The sequence below is a fragment of the Aureibaculum luteum genome (assembly GCF_003449015.1).
GTDB classification, from domain to species: Bacteria; Bacteroidota; Bacteroidia; order Flavobacteriales; family Flavobacteriaceae; genus Aureibaculum; species Aureibaculum luteum.
Window position 1 is genome coordinate 347,597 of record NZ_QRGD01000004.1, and the last position, 18,391, is coordinate 365,987.

Genomic DNA, 18,391 nt, shown 5'->3' on the forward strand with positions numbered 1-18,391 from the left:
CCCTCCCTCCTTTTTTTACAAACCTTAAATTAATTGCTTAACAAATATAAGCTTACAGGTTAAAAAGGGAGCTCTCTCTATTTACAACATTCCTTTTGTGCTTGGTAGTATCATTTTATCGGCATCACGTTTTACAGAAGCTTTAATAGCTTTAGCAAAAGCTTTAAAAATTGCCTCAATTTTATGATGTTCATTTTCGCCTTCAACTTTTACATTTAAGTTCGCTTTGGCACCATCTGTAAAAGATTTAAAGAAATGATAAAACATCTCTGTAGGCATTTTTCCAATCATTTCGCGTTTAAAATCAGCATCCCAAACCAACCAATTTCTGCCTCCAAAATCAATACTAACTTGAGCTAAACAATCGTCCATAGGTAATGAAAAACCGTAACGTTCTATGCCTAGTTTATTACCTAATGCCTCACTAAAAACTTCTCCTAGAGCTATGGCTGTATCTTCAATAGTATGATGTTCGTCAACTTCCAAATCGCCTTTAACACTAATTTCTAAGTCCATTTGTCCGTGACGTGAAATTTGGTCTAACATATGGTCAAAAAAAGCAATTCCAGTATCAATTTTACTTTTTCCGGTACCATCAAGATTTAATTTGATGCTAATATCCGTTTCATTCGTTTTTCTTTGAATCTCTGCAGTCCTATTATCTAATTTCAAAAACTCATAAATGCGTTGCCAATTATTGGTTTCCAATGCTATGTACTCATCTAATTCATCACGCTTAACGGTAATCTCATCTGTTCCTAAATGAGTATTATCATTTATAAAAAAACCTTTTGACCCTAGATTTTTAGCCAACTCAATATCAGTTAAACGATCTCCAATAACAAATGAATTTTTTAAATCATAGTCCTCTGAAAAATACTTTGTCAATAAGCCTGTATTTGGCTTTCTTGTCGGTGCGTTATCTTTAGCATACGTTTTATCAATTACTATTTCGTTAAATACAACACCTTCATTTTTAAAAACATCGACAATAAAATTATGAACGGGCCAAAATGTATCTTCTGGAAAACTCTCTGTTCCCAATCCATCTTGGTTGGTTATCATAACCAATTCATAGTCTAATTCATTTGCTATTTTAGGTAAATAGGCCAATGCTTTTGGATAAAATGTTAATTTTTCAAAACTATCAATTTGCTCATCAGTAGTCTCTCTAATAATTGTTCCGTCTCTATCAATGAAAAGGACTTTCTTCATAATTATATTTCTTTTAATGCTTTTATCAATTTTTTATTTTCTTGTTCTGTACCAATAGTAAATCGTAAACAATTTTCACATAATGGTTGACTTGATCTATTTCTAACTACAATTCCCTTTTCTAATAATTGTGCATACCTTTTATCCGCATTGTCTACTTTCACTAACACAAAATTACTATCTGTGGGATAAATAGTATCTACAAAACCCACCTCAAGTAATTCTTTAAGTAACTTACTCTTTCCAGTTGTAATTATGCTGATTTCATTTTTAACGTTTTCAGTATCATCCAACCTTTTAATTGCTCGCTGTTGCGTTAATTCATTAACATTATATGGTGGTTTAATTTTGTTTACTACTGCAATAATTTCTGAAGAAGCATAACAAATTCCCAGTCGTATTCCTGCCATACCATACGCCTTAGATAGTGTTTGTGTAACTATTAAATTTGGATAATTCTGAAGTTTATTCAACCAACTTTCTTCTGATGAAAAATCGACATATGCTTCATCAATGACTACCAAACCATTAAATGATTTTAGTAAATTTTCAATAATTACAGCATCAAAAGTATTACCCGAAGGGTTATTTGGTGAACATATAAACAACAACTTTGTGTGCTTGTCAACTGCCTCCAAAATTGCATCAACATCCGGCTGAAAGTCATTTACTAGCAACACTTCCTTATTCTCAACATTATTAATATTAGCCAAAACTCCGTACATGCCATATGTTGGTGGTAATGTAATTACATTATCTTCTTTGGGCTCACAAAAAGCTCGATAAATGAGATCTAAAACTTCATCACTCCCATTACCTAACAAAATATTCTCTAGTTGAACACCTTTTTGTTCTGCTAATATTTTTTTCACAGTCCTTTGTTGCGGATCCGGATAACGATTTACACCATTTTCAAAAGGATTTTCATTCGCATCTAAAAAGACCATATCCTGATCAAAATTCTTAAATTCATCACGTGCTGATGAATACGGTTTTAACGCCTTAACATTTGGACGAATTAAACTATTTAGATTAAAATTATTCATCTTTTAAACTATTTAACCGCAATGTAACTGCATTTTTATGAGCTTGTAAACCTTCGGCACTAGCCATTATTTCTATGGCATTGCCTATATTCTTAATTCCTATTTTCGTCACTTTTTGAAAAGTCATACTCTTTAAAAAGCTATCTAAATTTACACCACTATATTGCTTAGCATAACCATTAGTAGGTAAGGTATGATTAGTACCCGAAGCATAATCTCCAGCACTCTCAGGTGTATAGTTCCCTATAAAAACAGAACCTGCATTTTGTATACCATCTATATAAAAATCTTCATTTTTAGTACAAATAATAAAATGTTCCGGTCCATATTGATTGATTAAATTTAAGGCAATAGCATCATTATCAACATAAATTAATTTGGAATTATCTATCGCTTTCTGAGCCATAGTTTTTCTAGGCAGATCATTTATTTGTAATTCTATTTCTGTTTCCACTTTATCTATCAAAGATTTAGAGGTAGAAACTAGAATTACTTGACTATCGGAACCATGTTCAGCCTGACTCAATAAATCTGAAGCCACAAAACTTGCATTTGCTGTATCATCAGCTACTATTAACAATTCAGATGGTCCTGCTGGCATATCAATAGCTACACCATATTTTGTTGCTAATTGCTTAGCAACGGTTACGAATTGATTACCAGGGCCAAAAATTTTAAACACTTGCGGTATCGTTTCGGTACCAAAAGTCATTCCGGCAATAGCCTGAATCCCACCAACTTTATAAACCTTAGTAACCCCACAAAGTTCAGCGGCATATAAAATTGCTGGATTTATATTTCCTTCCTTATCAGGAGGAGAACACAAAACAATTTCTGAGCAACCAGCCAATTTAGCAGGAATAGCCAACATTAATACCGTTGAAAACAACGGAGCAGTACCTCCTGGAATGTAAATTCCTACTTTTTGAATAGGGCGTTTTTCTTGCCAACAATTGACACCAACAGCAGTCTCAACTTCAATTTTTGATGTTTTTTGTGCTTTATGGAATTTTTCTATGTTCTTCTTAGCCAAAAGAATGGCTTGTTTTAAACTCTCGTCAATGGGTTTCCCTTTTTCAGAAATTTCAGTTGCAGAAACTTGTATATTCTTTAACTCTATACCATCAAAAAGATTGGTGTATTTTTCAATGGCAACATCACCTTTCTGTTTTACCTCATTGAAAATTTCTAACACCGTTGCTTCAATATCTTCCACAGTCTGTGTAGGTCTCGATAATATCGTTGACCAACTGTCTTTTTCCGGGTTGTATATTTTATTCATTTGTATATGTCTTTCTAAAATGGAAACCTAGCTTTTGACAACCATAGTTTTCCCAAAATTTATTTCCTCTATTGTTACCAATATAACTATTTAATTCTGTGGCAACACAACCAATTGATTTGCCATAATCATTAACCCAATCTAAAAGTAATGGGCCAATTTCTTTTCCTCTATAATCTGGATGAATCATAACATTATCAGCTTCTAAATGTTTACCAATATAATACTTGAACAACACCCATACACCACAAATTCCAATCAATCTATCTTCTTCATAGACTCCAGCACATTTATAATGATGCTTTAGCATTTCTGGGAGCCTTTCTTTTAAAACCTCAACACTTATTCTATCATCTAGCCGTCTTAAATAAGGAATAATTGTAAAAATATCCTCATCAGCTATAAATTTGATTTGATAAGGTGAATCCATTTATAAAACCATTTTTTCAATTGGGCACACTAAAATCCCTTCTGCTCCATTCAACTTTAATTCATCAATTACATCCCAAAATCTATCTTTATTAATTACGGTATGTATTGAACTCCAACCTGCTTCTGCCAAAGGCAAAACTGTTGGGCTTTTCATTCCTGGCAGTATTTTTATAATGTCGGCTACCTTATCGTTTGGAGCATTTAACAACACATATTTACTATTTCTCGCTTTAAGAACCGATTGAATTCTAAATTGAAGTTTATTTAATATACTTTGCTTTTCATCAGATAATGAAGGTGAAACCGTTAAAACAGCCTCACTTTTTAATAAGACTTCAACTTCTTTTAAGTTATTTTTAAATAAGGTACTTCCACTTGAAACAATATCGACAATGGCATCAGCCAACCCAATATTTGGAGCAATCTCTACAGAACCATTAATAACATGTAGCTCTGATTTTACGCCTTTTTTATCTAAAAACTGATTGACCGTATTTGGATATGAGGTTGCAATTCTCTTACCTTCTAAATCCTTAATTGAACCGTATTCAACTGATTTAGGCACAGCAATAGAAACTTTACATTTCGAAAAACCTAATTTTTCAACTATGGGTAAGTCGTTTCCTTTTTCAATTAACGTGTTTTCTCCTATTATGGCAGCATCTACAACACCATCTCTAAGATACTGAGGTATATCTCCATTTCTTAGATACAAAACTTCAATAGGAAAATTTCTTGCAAAAGCTTTTAACTGATCTTTTCCATTATCTATGGAAATACCACAATTTTTAAGCAATTCTAATGACTCTTCATTTAATCTGCCTGATTTTTGAATGGCAATTTTTAATTTATTCATTTATTTAAAATTAGGTTCGATAGTGCAAACAAATAAAAAACCCGCTTGAACTATTCAAACGGGTTTATATGATTTTAGATTTAAAACACAACAACTCACCTCGCCTGAAAGCCAGTATGGAAATGATGATGGATGTGATTTAAAGTCATTTTTTATATTATTGAAGCACAAATTTAATGGATAAATTTTTTATAATGCAAATTTTTTAAGATTTTTTTTTCTGGTTTCTGAAATACTTATATAACGATTGTTCAATAACTTATCCTTCCTTTAACTTATTCATTTCTACCTGATGTTGTTTTTTAGCATAAGTATAACCGTAGTGCCACCATTTGGCCATTAACTTTTTATTGAACACTAATGAATTTGTAGTTAAAACGGTTGGCGTATAATATAAATTAAGCTTCACATTATCATGTGCAGCCTGTAATTTACCTATAGTTACATTATGTCTTTCTACTTGATCCATCATAAATTGAACCACATGAGTAATTAATGAAAAGGGATTTTTTGAAGGAATTCTATTGAGTTGGCTTACTTCGGTTTCTAAAATAATTACATCAATTTCAGTTGCTCCTCTCAAAATAGCTTCTCTGATAGGAACTAAAGAACCAAAGCCTCCATCGGCATATTCGCTTCCATTTTTACGCAATAAACTCATAAATGGCACATAGTTACAAGATGCCCAAATCCAATCACAAAAATCGAGGTAGCTACAATCTTGAATAGCTTTATATTCAACTACATTTTTGGTTAAGTTTGATACAGTTACTACCACATCCTTTTCTGATGCTTTTATGCGATCAAAATAAGATTCAGTTACATACTTTTTTATTAATTTTCTTAAGTTTTTACTTTCACCAAAAGTCCGCCGTCCATTAATAAAATTCCACACTGTATTTAAATGATTAATGGAAACCACTTTTTCTCCATCAACAGTTTTTACGACAAAAGGATTATTGCTGAAAATTTTTCGTTGATTAATAGTCGTATAAATCGCTTTAAGCTCATATAGTTTTCCTAATGCTAAGTGCGATACCATTAAGCTACCGGTTGATGTACCTAAAAATAAATCGTATTTATTGTTTTTTTCATCTATAAGATATTCAGCAACGCCACCTGCAAATGCCCCTTTACTCCCTCCTCCTGAAATTACTAATGCTCTCATATTTATACTATAATTCTTAGCTGTTTTAATTTAAAATTTTACTTTTGATAAAACTAACACATTTATATGAAATTGAAATTATTTATTTTTCTATTTATTACTACCTTTTTAATATTTTCCTGTAAAAAAACAATTATCCCTAGAGCTATTGAAAAGATCACTATCGAAGAAATAACTATTGATAGTTCAAGTATAAGAGCAATTTATCCAATGAAAGATTCTAGTCTCTTTTACGCTACTTCTGATGGTTATTTGGGTTTAATGTTACCTACAAATCAAAATATTAAAGATAAAAAGGTTTTTTATGATACTATTGTTCCTCATTTCAGAGCTATAGCCTCTAATTCAGAACATATTTTTATGCTAAGCGTAGGTAACCCTGCTCTTTTGTACAAATATGACGAAGGTGATTTAGAAATTGTTTATTCAGAAAATCATCCGAAAGTTTTTTATGATGCCATGGCCTTTTTTGATGAAAATAATGGTATTGCTATGGGTGACCCAACGGAAGATTGCTTATCTGTTATTCTAACTAATAATGGGGGTAAATCTTGGCAAAAACTACCATGTGATGTCTTACCAAAAATTAATGAAGGCGAAGCTGCTTTTGCCGCAAGTAATAGCAACATCGCAATCCAAGGAAAAAATGTATGGTTAGTTACTGGAGGAAAATCAGCCAGAGTCTTTCATTCTCCTGATATGGGAAAAAATTGGAAAGCTTACGAAACACCAATTATTCAAGGAGATGACATGACAGGAATTTATAGTATCGATTTTTATGATACGAAAAACGGAATTATATTTGGAGGCGATTGGAATAATAAAGATAATAATAAAGGTAATAAAGCCGTTACAAAGGATGGCGGTAAATCTTGGCAATTAGTGGCCGAAGGTTTGGAACCTGGTTATAAAAGCTGTGTGCAATATGTTCCAGACACAAATGGACAAGAAATATTTGCTGTAGGCACCACTGGTATTTCCTTTTCTAATGATAGTGGAGCCACTTGGAAAAAAGTAAGTGACGATGCTTATTATACGATCCGATTTGTAAATAAGAATTTCGCATGGTTGGCTGGAAATAATAAGATAGGAAAGCTCATTTTAAATAAATAGTAAATCAACTCAATAATAAAAATGAAAAAATTAATAATTATAGTTTTGGCCATAGGTTTGGTTAGTTGCCAAAGTAATTCCTTAAAGAAGCAATTTAATTGCGATACTGGTATTGAAAATTTAGAAATGAAAGAGTATCGCGATTTTTTAAAACATTTTAAAATTGAGATTCCTAAAAGCTGGAAAACGACCCTTTATTATGATGAATATTCTTCAGATATTTATTCAGCCGATACTTCAAAACAATTTACAGATTCTTTTGTCGTAGAAATTTCTTGGAAACAAGGAGAACTGACTTTAGATGAGTCTTTTGCAAAAAAAATAAATGATACGTTACAATTCAAAGAGAAACTAAAAATGGTCAAATCTGGTTTTGGAGAATTCAAGGAGAAACCAATGTACTTTAACCTATCGGAAGGATCTCGTTCGGGAATTAATCACAAATTATTACAGGTATATTTAAAAACAAATATTGATGAATATATTACCTTAACTTCAAAAGTTTATGGCGACAGTTTAGTTGATGAAAGAATATGTAAATCAATAGATCTTTTTGACAACCTTAAACTTATTGAATAGTCTTTTTAAGTACTCGTTTCTTAATAATAAACAATAATAGCATGCAACACATTATAGATAGATTTATAAAATACGTTACCATTGACACACAATCTGATCCTGAAAACGAAGCCTTTCCAAGTACAGAAAAACAATGGGACTTGGCCAACGTTTTGGTGGATGATTTAAAGAAGATTGGCTTACAAGATGTTACTTTAGATGATCATTGCTATATCATGGCAACGCTGCCAAGTAATGTTGATCATGAGGTGCCAACTATAGGTTTTATTTCTCATATAGATACGAGTCCAGATTATAGTGGAACGAATGTTAATCCACAAATTCATAAGAATTATGATGGAAAAGACATTGTTTTAAACCAAGAAGAAAAAATCATTTTATCTCCAGATTATTTTGATGATTTATTACAATACAAAGGACAGACACTAATTACAACTGATGGTTCTACCCTATTAGGTGCTGATGATAAAGCTGGTATTACAGAAATTATAACCGCAATGGAATACCTCATTCAACATCCTGAAATAAAACATGGCGAAATTAGAATTGGCTTTACTCCTGATGAAGAAGTTGGCAAAGGAGCACATCTTTTTGATGTAGATAAATTTGGAGCCGAATGGGCTTATACCCTAGATGGTAGCCAAATTGGAGAACTTGAATATGAAAATTTTAACGCTGCTGGTGCGAAGGTTATTATAACTGGAAAGATTGTTCATCCCGGTTATGCTAAGGGAAAAATGATTAATTCAATGCTCATTGCAAATGAGTTTATTGCCGCTCTACCTAAAGATGAAGTGCCAGAAAGAACAGAAGGTTATGAAGGATTCTATCATTTACATACCTTGAATGGTGAAGTTGAAAAAACAGAATTAGGCTATATTATACGTGACCATGATATGGAATTATTCAACAAAAGGAAAGCTATTTTTCAAAAAGTAGCAGATGATCTTAATGCCAAACTAGGCAAAGATTTAGTTCATGTTGAAATTACAGATCAGTATTATAATATGAAGGAAAAAGTAGTACCTGTAATGCATATTGTTGATATTGCCGAAGAAGCTATGAAGGCTGTTGGTGTAATACCATTAATTAAGGCCATCCGTGGAGGTACCGATGGTTCTCAATTATCGTATAAAGGACTACCCTGCCCTAATATATTTGCAGGTGGACATAATTTTCATGGACGTTATGAGTATGTTCCTGCAGAATCTATGGAAAAAGCAGTTGAAGTAATTGTGAAAATTGCTGAGATTACAGCAACGAGAGAACTGAACAAATAAGTTAATTTTGTATTTATTCAAACAAAAGTTAAATCCTTTTAATTAGTTCCTTATTTTTACCGCTTCTAAATTTCAATCATGGATAGAAAATTATTATTATCGCTTGCTAAAAAATACGATACACCTTTATATGTTTACGATGCTGACAAAATCATCTCGCAATATGAGCGTATGACTAAAGCCTTTTCAGGAGTTAAAAATCTGAAAATAAATTATGCAGTTAAAGCACTTTCTAACATTAATGTATTAAAAGTTTTTAAGCAATTAGATTCTGGAATTGACACCGTTTCTGTTCAAGAAGTCCAATTAGGGTTGAAAGCTGGTTTTGCACCAGAAGATATTATTTTTACACCCAATGGTGTTTCTTTAGAAGAAATTGAACAAGCTAAAGATTTAGGAGTTCATATTAACATCGATAATATTTCTATTTTAGAGCAATTTGGACAAAAATATCCAGAGACACCTGTTTGTATCCGTATCAACCCGCACGTTATGGCAGGTGGAAATTCAAAAATTTCTGTAGGTCACATCGATTCTAAATTTGGTATTTCTGTACATCAATTACCGTTAATTCTACGTGTGGTAGAAAATACGGGTATGCGAATTAATGGAATACATATGCACACCGGCTCTGACATTTATGATGTAGATGCCTTTTTAAGAGCAACTGAAATTCTTTTTACTGCGGCTGAATCATTTAAAGACTTAGAATCTATTGATTTCGGAAGTGGTTTTAAAGTTCCTTATAAAGAAAACGACATCTCTACAGATATTGAAGAGTTAGGTAAAAAACTCAGTAAACGTTTTAATGAGTTTTGTAAAAGTTATGGTAGAGAGCTAACGATTATGTTTGAACCTGGTAAATTTTTAGTAAGTGAAGCAGGTAAACTATTAGTTCATGTAAATGTTGTAAAACAAACTACTTCAACTGTTTTTGCAGGTGTAGATAGCGGATTGAATCACTTGATAAGACCGATGTTTTATGATTCTTATCATCATATAGAAAACATTTCTAACCCAAAAGGAAAAGAACGTTTTTATACGGTTGTTGGTTACATCTGTGAGACCGACACCTTGGGTGCCAACCGAAGAATTACTGAAATAACTGAAGGTGACATTTTGAGTTTTAGTAATGCAGGAGCGTATTGTTTTTCAATGGCTTCCAATTACAATTCTCGTTATAGACCTGCAGAAGTTTTAGTGAAAGATGGTAAAGATTATCTAATACGTGAACGAGAAACAATTGAAGATTTACTGAAAGGACAAAATTTAGATTTGAATTTTTAGATTCAAAATATTTACTTAATACTACATAAATAACCCTGAAATGAATTCAAGTCCTTTCAGGGTTATTTAATTTAGAACCATTCTAAGATATTAGGTATTATTGTTGTTACCTATTTCGTTTACAAACTCAACACAAATTCATCTATGAAAAAAATTATAGTTGCCACGGTCTTGGTTTTACTTTCTTTTAGTGTTAAATCTCAAAATGCTTCAGTTGAAAACAAAGTATTTGGTGTACAAACAGGGTTTTTAGGTCTCTATTTTCATGGGGAAACTAAATTGTCAGATAAATTTGCTCTCAGAGGTGAACTAGGACTAGATTTTGGATTTTGGCAAAGTAATGTGTATTACAATTTCGTTTTAGTCCCTGTTATTGTTATAGAACCTAGATTTTACTATAACTTAGAAAAGCGTGTTAAAAAGTCAAAAAGAATTGACGGTAATAGTGGTAATTTCATCTCCATAAAAACAAGTTTTAATCCTGATTTATTTATAATTTCAAATCATGAAAATGTATCTATTATTCCAACGCTACAAATAGTCCCAACATGGGGAATTCGAAGAAATTTAGGAAAACATTTTAACTATGAAACTGGGCTTGGAATTGGATATTACAAAGAATTTTATAAACAAAATGGATATTCTAGTAATGAAAGTGGTACTGCCATTAATTTACATTTACGAATTGGGTATCGCTTTTAAGAATACTTAGATTTCAACCTTGAGAGGGTTTAAAACATTTTAGAGTTATGTATCAAACATGTTGGTCTATAAGAATGTGATTACCATCAGGGTCAGTTAACATCATACTGGTAGGTCCAGTTGTTGTTTCATCTGCTTCCCTATCCAATTTAACTTTATTATTCTTTAGGCTTCTTTTATTGTTCTATTTACAAGTTAAAAAAGTTATTCATCTAACTTTGGTAAGTTAAAACTGTTTAATACACTCGTTTCTTTCATTAACATTTCAATTTCATCTGCTTTTCTTGGTGCAGCGGCTGATAAATTTACAGGCCCCTTTTCAGTCACTAAAATATCATCTTCGATGCGGACGGCAATACCCCACCATTTTTTATCACATGGACTATTTTCAGGAATATAGATTCCCGGTTCAACGGTCACTACCATATCTAATTTAAATTCACCTTGACTACCCGCATCGTGTACGTCTAAACCAATATGATGCGATGAGCCATGTGGATAATAATTATGTTTCTCATCGATGGTTTTAATAATGCCTAATTTCAACAAACCTGCATTCACTATTTTTCGTGTAGCTTCATGAGATGTTGCAAAAGTACTTCCTGTTTTTACCAAAGCGATACCCGCTTCTTGGGCATCATAAACAATATCATAAATGGCTCTTTGTTCCGTTGAAAACTTACCATTTGCTGGAATTGTTCTAGTTACATCGGCTGTATAGCCTCTATATTCTGCTCCCAAATCCATCAATACCAAATCATTACCTACTTTTGTTTTACTATTCTCTATATAATGTAGAATACAGCCATTATGACCACCTCCAACAATAGATGGATACCCTTCGTATTCTGCACCATACTTTTTATATACAAATTCATGCACTCCTTGAATTTCAGCTTCCGACATATTAGGGTGCATTGCCTTCATAATTTCTCTTTGTCCTATAGCTGATATTTCAACCGCTTTTTTTAACAACTTCATTTCTTCGGGTTGCTTTTTTTCTCGTAAGGCTCCCATAAAATCATTTAAACTACTGATATCAATATTCGTTTTAGGTGGAGCTTCTAATTTTAAGCTTATTTTTTGTTTAAATTCATTTCTGAGCTCATCATTCGCCGCATTATGATATCCATTGATCAATTCATCTTCCTTTAATTCTGGATAATAATCCATATACCGACCTAAATCTTGAGCCACATTTGCACTGTTTTCTATTCCCGTTGCTTTTATTACTTCATATATTCTGTCGGTTGTAGGATTTGACAATAAACTTTTATCATATTTTGCCTTTTCTTTAAACTGTTGTACTAAATCATATAAGTCGGCCTTATTTTTACCTGAATCTCTATAATCATCATTAAAATCAACAATTAATACTTTACTGAATTTTTCAAAATCATAGGTTGCAGTACTAAACTCACTTCCGTTAAACACTTTATTAAACCCTAACTGTTCTTTAACACCAGTTACGCCCAACCTTTTACCTGTCCACTGTTCTGCTCTAGGATCTTTTTCTTGTACATAAATTGCTTCGTTATATGTAGTATCTCCATCCGTCTGATTTTCTGAAAAAATCAATAAAACAGCATGAGGTTCTTTATAACCAGTTAAATAATAGAAATTGGGATCTTGATGATATATATACTCTACATCATTTGCTCTATTCCGAACAGGGTTAGCAAATAATACGGCAACACTGTTTTTTGGCATTTTTTGTCGTAATGCAGCTCTTCTTTCTTTATGAAATTCTTTAGACAAGTAATCAGTTGGTAATTGATCATCTTGTCCAAAACTGAATTGAAAAAGAAGTAAAGCAAACAAACAAGTTAGTAGGGATTTCATTATATGTAATAATTGGTTATAAATCAAAAGTACAATTATATTCCTTTCAATGAAAGTCATAAATTATAATTATTTGCAAAAAAAAATTACGGATTCATCAATAATTAATAAAAAACACAATAAAACATTAAACATAGATTGTTATTAAAACAATATCTAGTACATTTGAAGTGTGCAATTAAGAACATTACATACCAACACAACTACACGCATAAAAAGTACGATTTTTAATGCATTTACTTCAGTTTTCACCCTTTGGGGTTAATCATTCTTACACATCCGTATTATTTGGTCTATTAAAGAATAACCATAAAATAATTATTTATCAGTAATCCACTATTTATGAAAGTTTTAAAATTTGGAGGAACATCAGTAGGTTCATCAAAAAATATTAATAAAATAATTGAAATTGTAAAAGCTAACCAAGAAGAAAAACAAATTATTGTTGTTTCTGCATTTGCAAAAGTCACCAATTTATTGCTAGAAGCTGCTCAGCTTGCATCTATCAAAAAAACAGCATACACTTCTGTTATTGAAGATATTAAAACAATACACAATCAGATAATTTTAGATTTATTTACAGAGAAGGATAAAAATGAAGTTTTAAAATTTGTAAATCAAAAACTTACGGATCTTAAATCTATATTAGATAGTATTTCATTAATAAGCGAACTTTCAGCAAAAAGCGAAGCTAATATTGTTAGTCATGGTGAACTATTATCCTCATTTGTAATTGCAAAAGTATTACAAGTGAATCATATTGATGCGGAACGAAAAGATACTAGAGAACTGATTTTAACCAATACAAATTATACAAATGCTTCAGTAAATTTTGAAGTTTCGAATCGTCAAATTCAAGATTATTTTAAATCAAATAAAGCGAAAGTTACTGTTTTACCTGGCTTTATTTCTTCTGCAGAAAATGGAGACACCACAGTACTAGGTCGTGGTGGTTCTGATTACACTGCCGCTATTGTAGCTTCAGCACTTGATGTAGATGTATTAGAAATATGGACTGATGTAAGTGGAATGTTTACAGCAAATCCTAATGTTGTTGCTCAGGCCATGCCTATAGAGCAAATTTCTTATGAAGAAGCAATGGAATTATCGCACTTTGGAGCCAAAGTTATATACCCTCCAACGATTCACCCGGTTTTAAAAAAGGAAATACCTATTCTTATAAAAAACACATTAAAACCAGAAGACGCAGGTACACTTATTACAAAAACCAGTAAAGACAAAAAAAATCCTGTAAAAGGAATTAGTCATATTGATGATGTAACATTAATTACTTTAGAAGGATCTGGAATGGTAGGTATTCCGGGATTTTCAAAACGATTATTTGAAACATTAGCTACTGAAAAAATTAACGTGAAGTTAATTACGCAAGCATCATCTGAGCATTCTATTTGTATAGGTATTGATGATAGTAATGCTAATTTGGCCAAAATTGCTATTGATAGCACTTTTGAATTCGAAATTTTAAAAAATAAAATCAAACCCTTACAGATAGAAAAAAACTTATCTATTATAGCTATTGTTGGCGATCATATGAAAAGTCACCAAGGTATTAGCGGAAGAATGTTTGGTACTTTAGGTAAGAATAATGTGAACATAAGAGCCATTGCACAAGGTGCTTCTGAAAAGAACATTTCGGCAGTAATTGCGGCTAAAGATGTCAAAAAAGCATTAAATAGTCTACATGAAAGTTTCTTTAAAAACAATAACAAGCAACTTAATTTATTTATTACAGGTGTTGGTAATGTGGGTGCTAAACTGATTGAGCAAATAGAACAACAGCATGAATTTTTGTTAAATAATTTAAACATTAATATCAGAATTGTTGGTTTGTCAAATTCAAGACAAATGATTTTTGATGAAGAAGGCATAAACCTATCTTCATGGAAAGAACAGATAAATAAGGGCTTACCAGCTTCGTTAGATAGTTTTCTTGAACAAGTAAAAGCATTAAACCTTAGAAATAGCGTTTTTGTAGATATTACAGCGAATGCAAAAGTGGCTGATATGTATGCTAAGTATTTAAAAAACAGTACAGCTGTTGTTGCCTGCAATAAAATTGCGAGCTCTGCTACTTATAAAAAGTACAAAGAGCTTAAAGAATTATCACGATCATATGACGTGCCTTATTTATTTGAAACGAATGTTGGTGCAGGTTTACCTATTATAGATACCTTAAATAATTTAATTACTTCAGGAGATCAAGTACATAAAATTCAAGCGGTTTTATCTGGAAGTTTAAATTTCATCTTTAACAACTTTAACACTAAAACTGAATTTTATGATGTGGTTAAACAAGCACAATTAGAAGGCTATACAGAACCAGACCCTAGAATTGATTTAAGTGGTGTTGATGTTGCTCGAAAAATACTGATTTTAGCAAGAGAAAGTGGTATAAAAATCAACTTAGAAGATATTGAAAATGATTCATTCCTTACGGAGAATAATCACAAAGCTGATAGTGTTGATGACTTTTACAATTCATTAAAAACCGATGCTGATCACTTTAAAGCGTTATTAAAATCAGCGAACAGTAACAAATGTCAGTTAAAGTATGTAGCTGAGCTTATTAACGGTAAGGCTAAAGTAGGTTTAAAGGAAATACCAGTAGGACATCCTTTTTACAATTTAGAAGGCAAGGATAATATCGTAATGTTTTATACAAAAAGATATCCAGAACAACCCATGATTATTAAAGGTGCTGGTGCTGGTGCAGACGTTACAGCTTCAGGACTTTTTGCAGATATTATTAAAATTGCAAATAATTAATTATGAACTCAATCAAAATATTTGCTCCCGCAACCGTTGCTAATGTGTCCTGTGGATTTGATGCCTTAGGATTTGCAATAAATGCTGTTGGTGATGAAATGATCTTTACAAAAACGGTCGAAAAAGGGGTTACCATAAGTAAAATTGAAGGAGCTGAATTAACTTATGATAGTCGTAAAAATGCGGCTAGTGTTGTGGCTTGGGCAATGATAGATGAAGCCAAACCTGATTTCGGAATAGACATACAACTTTTCAAAAAAGTAAAACCAGGTAGCGGATTGGGCAGCAGTGCATCAAGCTCAGCAGGTGCTGCTTTTGGCGTGAACGAATTATTAGGAAAACCATTTACCAATTTAGAACTTACAGAATTTGCTCGCTTAGGAGAAAAAGCAGCCTGTGGATCTCCGATAGCCGACAATGTTGCCGCGGCTATTTATGGTGGCTTTATATTGGTAAAAAGCTATGAACCGTTAGAGATTGTAAAATTACCTGTACCAAAAGAATTATGGGCCACCGTTATTCATCCACAAATAGAAATCAAAACAGAAGATGCTCGTAATGCAATACACTCAACGGTAACCGTTGCCAATGCTGTAAAGCAAAGTGCCAACTTAGCGGGTTTAATTAGCGGATTGTACACAGATGATTATGAGTTGATTAGTCGCTCATTAGAAGATGTAATTGCGGAACCTTTTCGCAAAAAATTAATCCCTCATTTTGATGCTATTAAAACAGAAGGCTTAAAAGCCGGAGCTTTAGGTGTTGGAATTTCAGGGTCTGGTCCAACAATTTTTGCGTTATCTAAAGGAGAACAAATTGCTAAAAAAGTAGCCGAATCTATGCGGAACATATATCAAAACACAACTATTGATTTTAATATTCACGTTTCAAAAGTAAATTTAAGCGGCGTTACTATTATCAACTAATTGATATTTTATTCCAACCAATCTTTAAAATCTCTTACACGTTCTCTACTTACAATAATATCTTGTTGTTTGTACGTGTTTAGTTTGATTTGAAGGCGTGAATTTGTATATGATATTATGTCTTTAATCGCATTTACATTCACATAGAACTTACGACTGGTTCTAAAAAAGGTTTGCGGTTCTAGTTCTTGTTCTAATTGATCTAAGGTTAAATCTATTAAATAATCTCTACCTTCTTTGGTATGGATATATGTTCCTTTATTCTCACTATAAAAACATTCAATAGTATCAATAGAAACCATTTTTAAATGTTGTCCGACCTTGATGGTAAAACGTTTTTTGTATTCACGTTCTAACGGATTAACCAATAACTTTTTTATATCATCAAAGTCAATGGCCACTTTTTGTTTTGTGGGGATTCGTTCTTTAAATTTTGTGTATGCATTTTCCAAATCATCCGTATCAATTGGCTTTAATAAATAGTCAATACTATTCAATTTAAAAGCTTGTAATGCATATTCATCATAGGCTGTGGTAAAAATAATAGCACTATTAATATCTATGTTTTCAAAAATTTCAAACGACAAACCATCAGACAATTGAATATCTAAGAAAATAAGATCAGGATGTTCATTTTCATTAAACCACGTTAAAGATTCTTCTACAGAATGTAACATAGCCATGGCTGTGACACCAATTTTTTGCAACATTCTATCTAATCTTCTTGCCGCTGGTTTTTCGTCTTCTATTATAATTACGTTCATGAAATTTTTTAAAATAATTAAATTAGTTAATGCTTAATAAAAGTATAGTATATAACTTTAGATATTTAATATGTTTTTTTATTTATACCGTTTTGATCGATTCTCTTCTTCTTCCATAATTTTTTTGATCTTCTGTTCTTCCCAATTTTTACCTAAAATTAGTGGATAACCAAAAACATGCATTCCATGAAAAAAGATTCCTATTCCCCAAAAAAACCAAACTGAGAATGTGTCAAAATTCCAAATAGCTTCATTTAAAGATTCTCCATTATAGTAGTTTCTAATCACTTTATTAACTGTTATAAATAAATTTACCAACATATAAATTGCAAAATGCCAATAAAAACCTTTCAATTCTTTAACGCGTTGTTTTGCCTGTCTATATTTTCTATTGTTTCTGTGTTCTGATTCCATGCTTATATATTTTTAATGAAAACCACTTATGGTTTGTTCATCCATAAATTTTTTTAACTTTTTCTCTTCCCATTTTTTGAGAAGTGACGGTTTAAATTTACTGAGGTACAGCCCATAAACAAGTATTGCTATGCCCCATAAAACGGGTACCAATATTATGTTTATGTTTAACCAACTTAAAAAATTATTATCCACATTATCAGTATGTGTTCGTACAAACACTATAATATTATTTTTAAAATTAAGACAAACAATAACAAAAATAATGTAAACAAAAACCTGCTGATAAAACTCTCTCAACCTAGTTACATGCTCCAGTGCATCTTCATATTTTGTTGAATTTATATATTTTTTCATCATAATAAATTTTACTCCCAATGTTGGGTCTTTTTGTACTCTTTATTATCCCTATCCATATATTCTTTAATTTTTCGTTCTTCCCAATCTTTCCCCATAAATGGGTTCCAATCAAGAGCTTTGAGAGCATGAAAGAATAAACCAATACCCCAACCAAAGGCAGCCCATAAAAACCAAGGATATCTCCAACCATCGGTATAATAATTTAACCCTGCTAAAAACCCTATAAATATTAAATAGGAAAGTAAATGCCCATAAAATTTTTTAATTCTTTCTACTCGTTCTTTCGCTTTTATATATTTATTTTCGTTATCTAAATTTTCCATACTAGTTAATTTTTA

18 protein-coding genes are annotated in these 18,391 nt (G+C 31.7%); 7 read left to right on the top strand and 11 right to left on the bottom strand.

All coding sequences use genetic code 11. The features are described 5' to 3' along the window. Window positions 1-81: 81 nt before the first annotated feature. The 6 genes from hisB to D3P13_RS12175 all read right to left on the bottom strand — a co-directional run bounded on the left by hisB (window position 82) and on the right by D3P13_RS12175 (window position 5,999). Complete coding sequence (hisB, locus tag D3P13_RS12150; RefSeq protein ID WP_198680023.1) at window positions 82-1,215, bottom strand: bifunctional histidinol-phosphatase/imidazoleglycerol-phosphate dehydratase HisB; 1,134 nt, start codon at window positions 1,213-1,215, stop codon at window positions 82-84. Between the two features lie 2 nt (window positions 1,216-1,217). Next, window positions 1,218-2,261, bottom strand: coding sequence for a histidinol-phosphate transaminase (hisC, locus tag D3P13_RS12155; protein WP_117882754.1), 1,044 nt, complete (start codon window positions 2,259-2,261; stop codon window positions 1,218-1,220). Further along, window positions 2,254-3,543 carry a histidinol dehydrogenase gene (gene hisD, locus D3P13_RS12160; protein WP_117882756.1) on the bottom strand — a complete coding sequence of 430 codons (1,290 nt, stop codon included), beginning with the start codon at window positions 3,541-3,543 and terminating at the stop codon, window positions 2,254-2,256. The genes hisC and hisD overlap by 8 nt, the downstream gene beginning before the upstream one ends. Then, window positions 3,536-3,973, bottom strand: a complete 438-nt coding sequence (locus tag D3P13_RS12165) for a GNAT family N-acetyltransferase (protein ID WP_117882758.1) — start codon at window positions 3,971-3,973, stop codon at window positions 3,536-3,538. The genes hisD and D3P13_RS12165 overlap by 8 nt, the downstream gene beginning before the upstream one ends. Continuing rightward, window positions 3,974-4,831: an ATP phosphoribosyltransferase gene (gene hisG / locus D3P13_RS12170; protein WP_117882760.1), complete on the bottom strand. Its 858-nt coding sequence runs from the start codon at window positions 4,829-4,831 to the stop codon at window positions 3,974-3,976. It abuts the gene before it with no gap. Between the two features lie 259 nt (window positions 4,832-5,090). After that, on the bottom strand, window positions 5,091-5,999 hold the full coding sequence (locus D3P13_RS12175) for a patatin-like phospholipase family protein (RefSeq protein ID WP_117882762.1): 909 nt from the start codon (window positions 5,997-5,999) through the stop codon (window positions 5,091-5,093). A 66-nt stretch (window positions 6,000-6,065) separates the two neighbouring features. On the opposite strand from D3P13_RS12175, the gene D3P13_RS12180 reads away from it, so the two are divergent. The 5 genes from D3P13_RS12180 to D3P13_RS12200 all read left to right on the top strand — a co-directional run bounded on the left by D3P13_RS12180 (window position 6,066) and on the right by D3P13_RS12200 (window position 10,960). Continuing rightward, the gene (locus D3P13_RS12180; RefSeq protein WP_117882764.1) at window positions 6,066-7,112 is read left to right on the top strand and encodes a WD40/YVTN/BNR-like repeat-containing protein; all 1,047 of its coding nucleotides are present in this window, start codon (window positions 6,066-6,068) and stop codon (window positions 7,110-7,112) included. A gap of 21 nt (window positions 7,113-7,133) precedes the next feature. Then, a complete protein-coding gene (locus tag D3P13_RS12185; RefSeq protein ID WP_117882766.1) occupies window positions 7,134-7,691 on the top strand; it encodes a hypothetical protein in 558 nt (185 codons plus the stop codon). 41 nt (window positions 7,692-7,732) lie between these two features. Beyond that, on the top strand, window positions 7,733-8,971 hold the full coding sequence (pepT, locus tag D3P13_RS12190; protein WP_117882768.1) for a peptidase T: 1,239 nt from the start codon (window positions 7,733-7,735) through the stop codon (window positions 8,969-8,971). A 78-nt stretch (window positions 8,972-9,049) separates the two neighbouring features. Beyond that, window positions 9,050-10,258, top strand: coding sequence for a diaminopimelate decarboxylase (gene lysA, locus D3P13_RS12195; protein WP_117882770.1), 1,209 nt, complete (start codon window positions 9,050-9,052; stop codon window positions 10,256-10,258). Window positions 10,259-10,402: 144 nt separating this feature from the next. Continuing rightward, a complete protein-coding gene (locus D3P13_RS12200) occupies window positions 10,403-10,960 on the top strand; it encodes a hypothetical protein (protein WP_117882772.1) in 558 nt (185 codons plus the stop codon). Window positions 10,961-11,164: 204 nt separating this feature from the next. Here D3P13_RS12200 and D3P13_RS12210 read toward each other — a convergent pair whose 3' ends face one another. After that, complete coding sequence (locus D3P13_RS12210; protein ID WP_117882846.1) at window positions 11,165-12,802, bottom strand: aminopeptidase P N-terminal domain-containing protein; 1,638 nt, start codon at window positions 12,800-12,802, stop codon at window positions 11,165-11,167. A 342-nt stretch (window positions 12,803-13,144) separates the two neighbouring features. Here D3P13_RS12210 and thrA point away from each other — a divergent pair, with 342 nt between their 5' ends. Beyond that, window positions 13,145-15,589 (top strand): bifunctional aspartate kinase/homoserine dehydrogenase I, encoded by a 2,445-nt coding sequence (thrA, locus tag D3P13_RS12215; RefSeq protein ID WP_117882774.1) that lies wholly within the window; start codon window positions 13,145-13,147, stop codon window positions 15,587-15,589. 2 nt (window positions 15,590-15,591) lie between these two features. Continuing rightward, on the top strand, window positions 15,592-16,515 hold the full coding sequence (locus D3P13_RS12220) for a homoserine kinase (protein WP_117882776.1): 924 nt from the start codon (window positions 15,592-15,594) through the stop codon (window positions 16,513-16,515). Window positions 16,516-16,523: 8 nt separating this feature from the next. Here D3P13_RS12220 and D3P13_RS12225 read toward each other — a convergent pair whose 3' ends face one another. The 4 genes from D3P13_RS12225 to D3P13_RS12240 all read right to left on the bottom strand — a co-directional run bounded on the left by D3P13_RS12225 (window position 16,524) and on the right by D3P13_RS12240 (window position 18,376). Further along, window positions 16,524-17,279, bottom strand: a complete 756-nt coding sequence (locus tag D3P13_RS12225) for a LytR/AlgR family response regulator transcription factor (RefSeq protein ID WP_117882778.1) — start codon at window positions 17,277-17,279, stop codon at window positions 16,524-16,526. 78 nt (window positions 17,280-17,357) lie between these two features. Next, window positions 17,358-17,693 carry a 2TM domain-containing protein gene (locus D3P13_RS12230; RefSeq protein WP_117882780.1) on the bottom strand — a complete coding sequence of 112 codons (336 nt, stop codon included), beginning with the start codon at window positions 17,691-17,693 and terminating at the stop codon, window positions 17,358-17,360. A gap of 12 nt (window positions 17,694-17,705) precedes the next feature. Beyond that, the gene (locus D3P13_RS12235) at window positions 17,706-18,050 is read right to left on the bottom strand and encodes a 2TM domain-containing protein (protein ID WP_157972908.1); all 345 of its coding nucleotides are present in this window, start codon (window positions 18,048-18,050) and stop codon (window positions 17,706-17,708) included. Window positions 18,051-18,061: 11 nt separating this feature from the next. Then, the gene (locus D3P13_RS12240) at window positions 18,062-18,376 is read right to left on the bottom strand and encodes a 2TM domain-containing protein (protein ID WP_117882784.1); all 315 of its coding nucleotides are present in this window, start codon (window positions 18,374-18,376) and stop codon (window positions 18,062-18,064) included. Window positions 18,377-18,391: the final 15 nt, after the last annotated feature.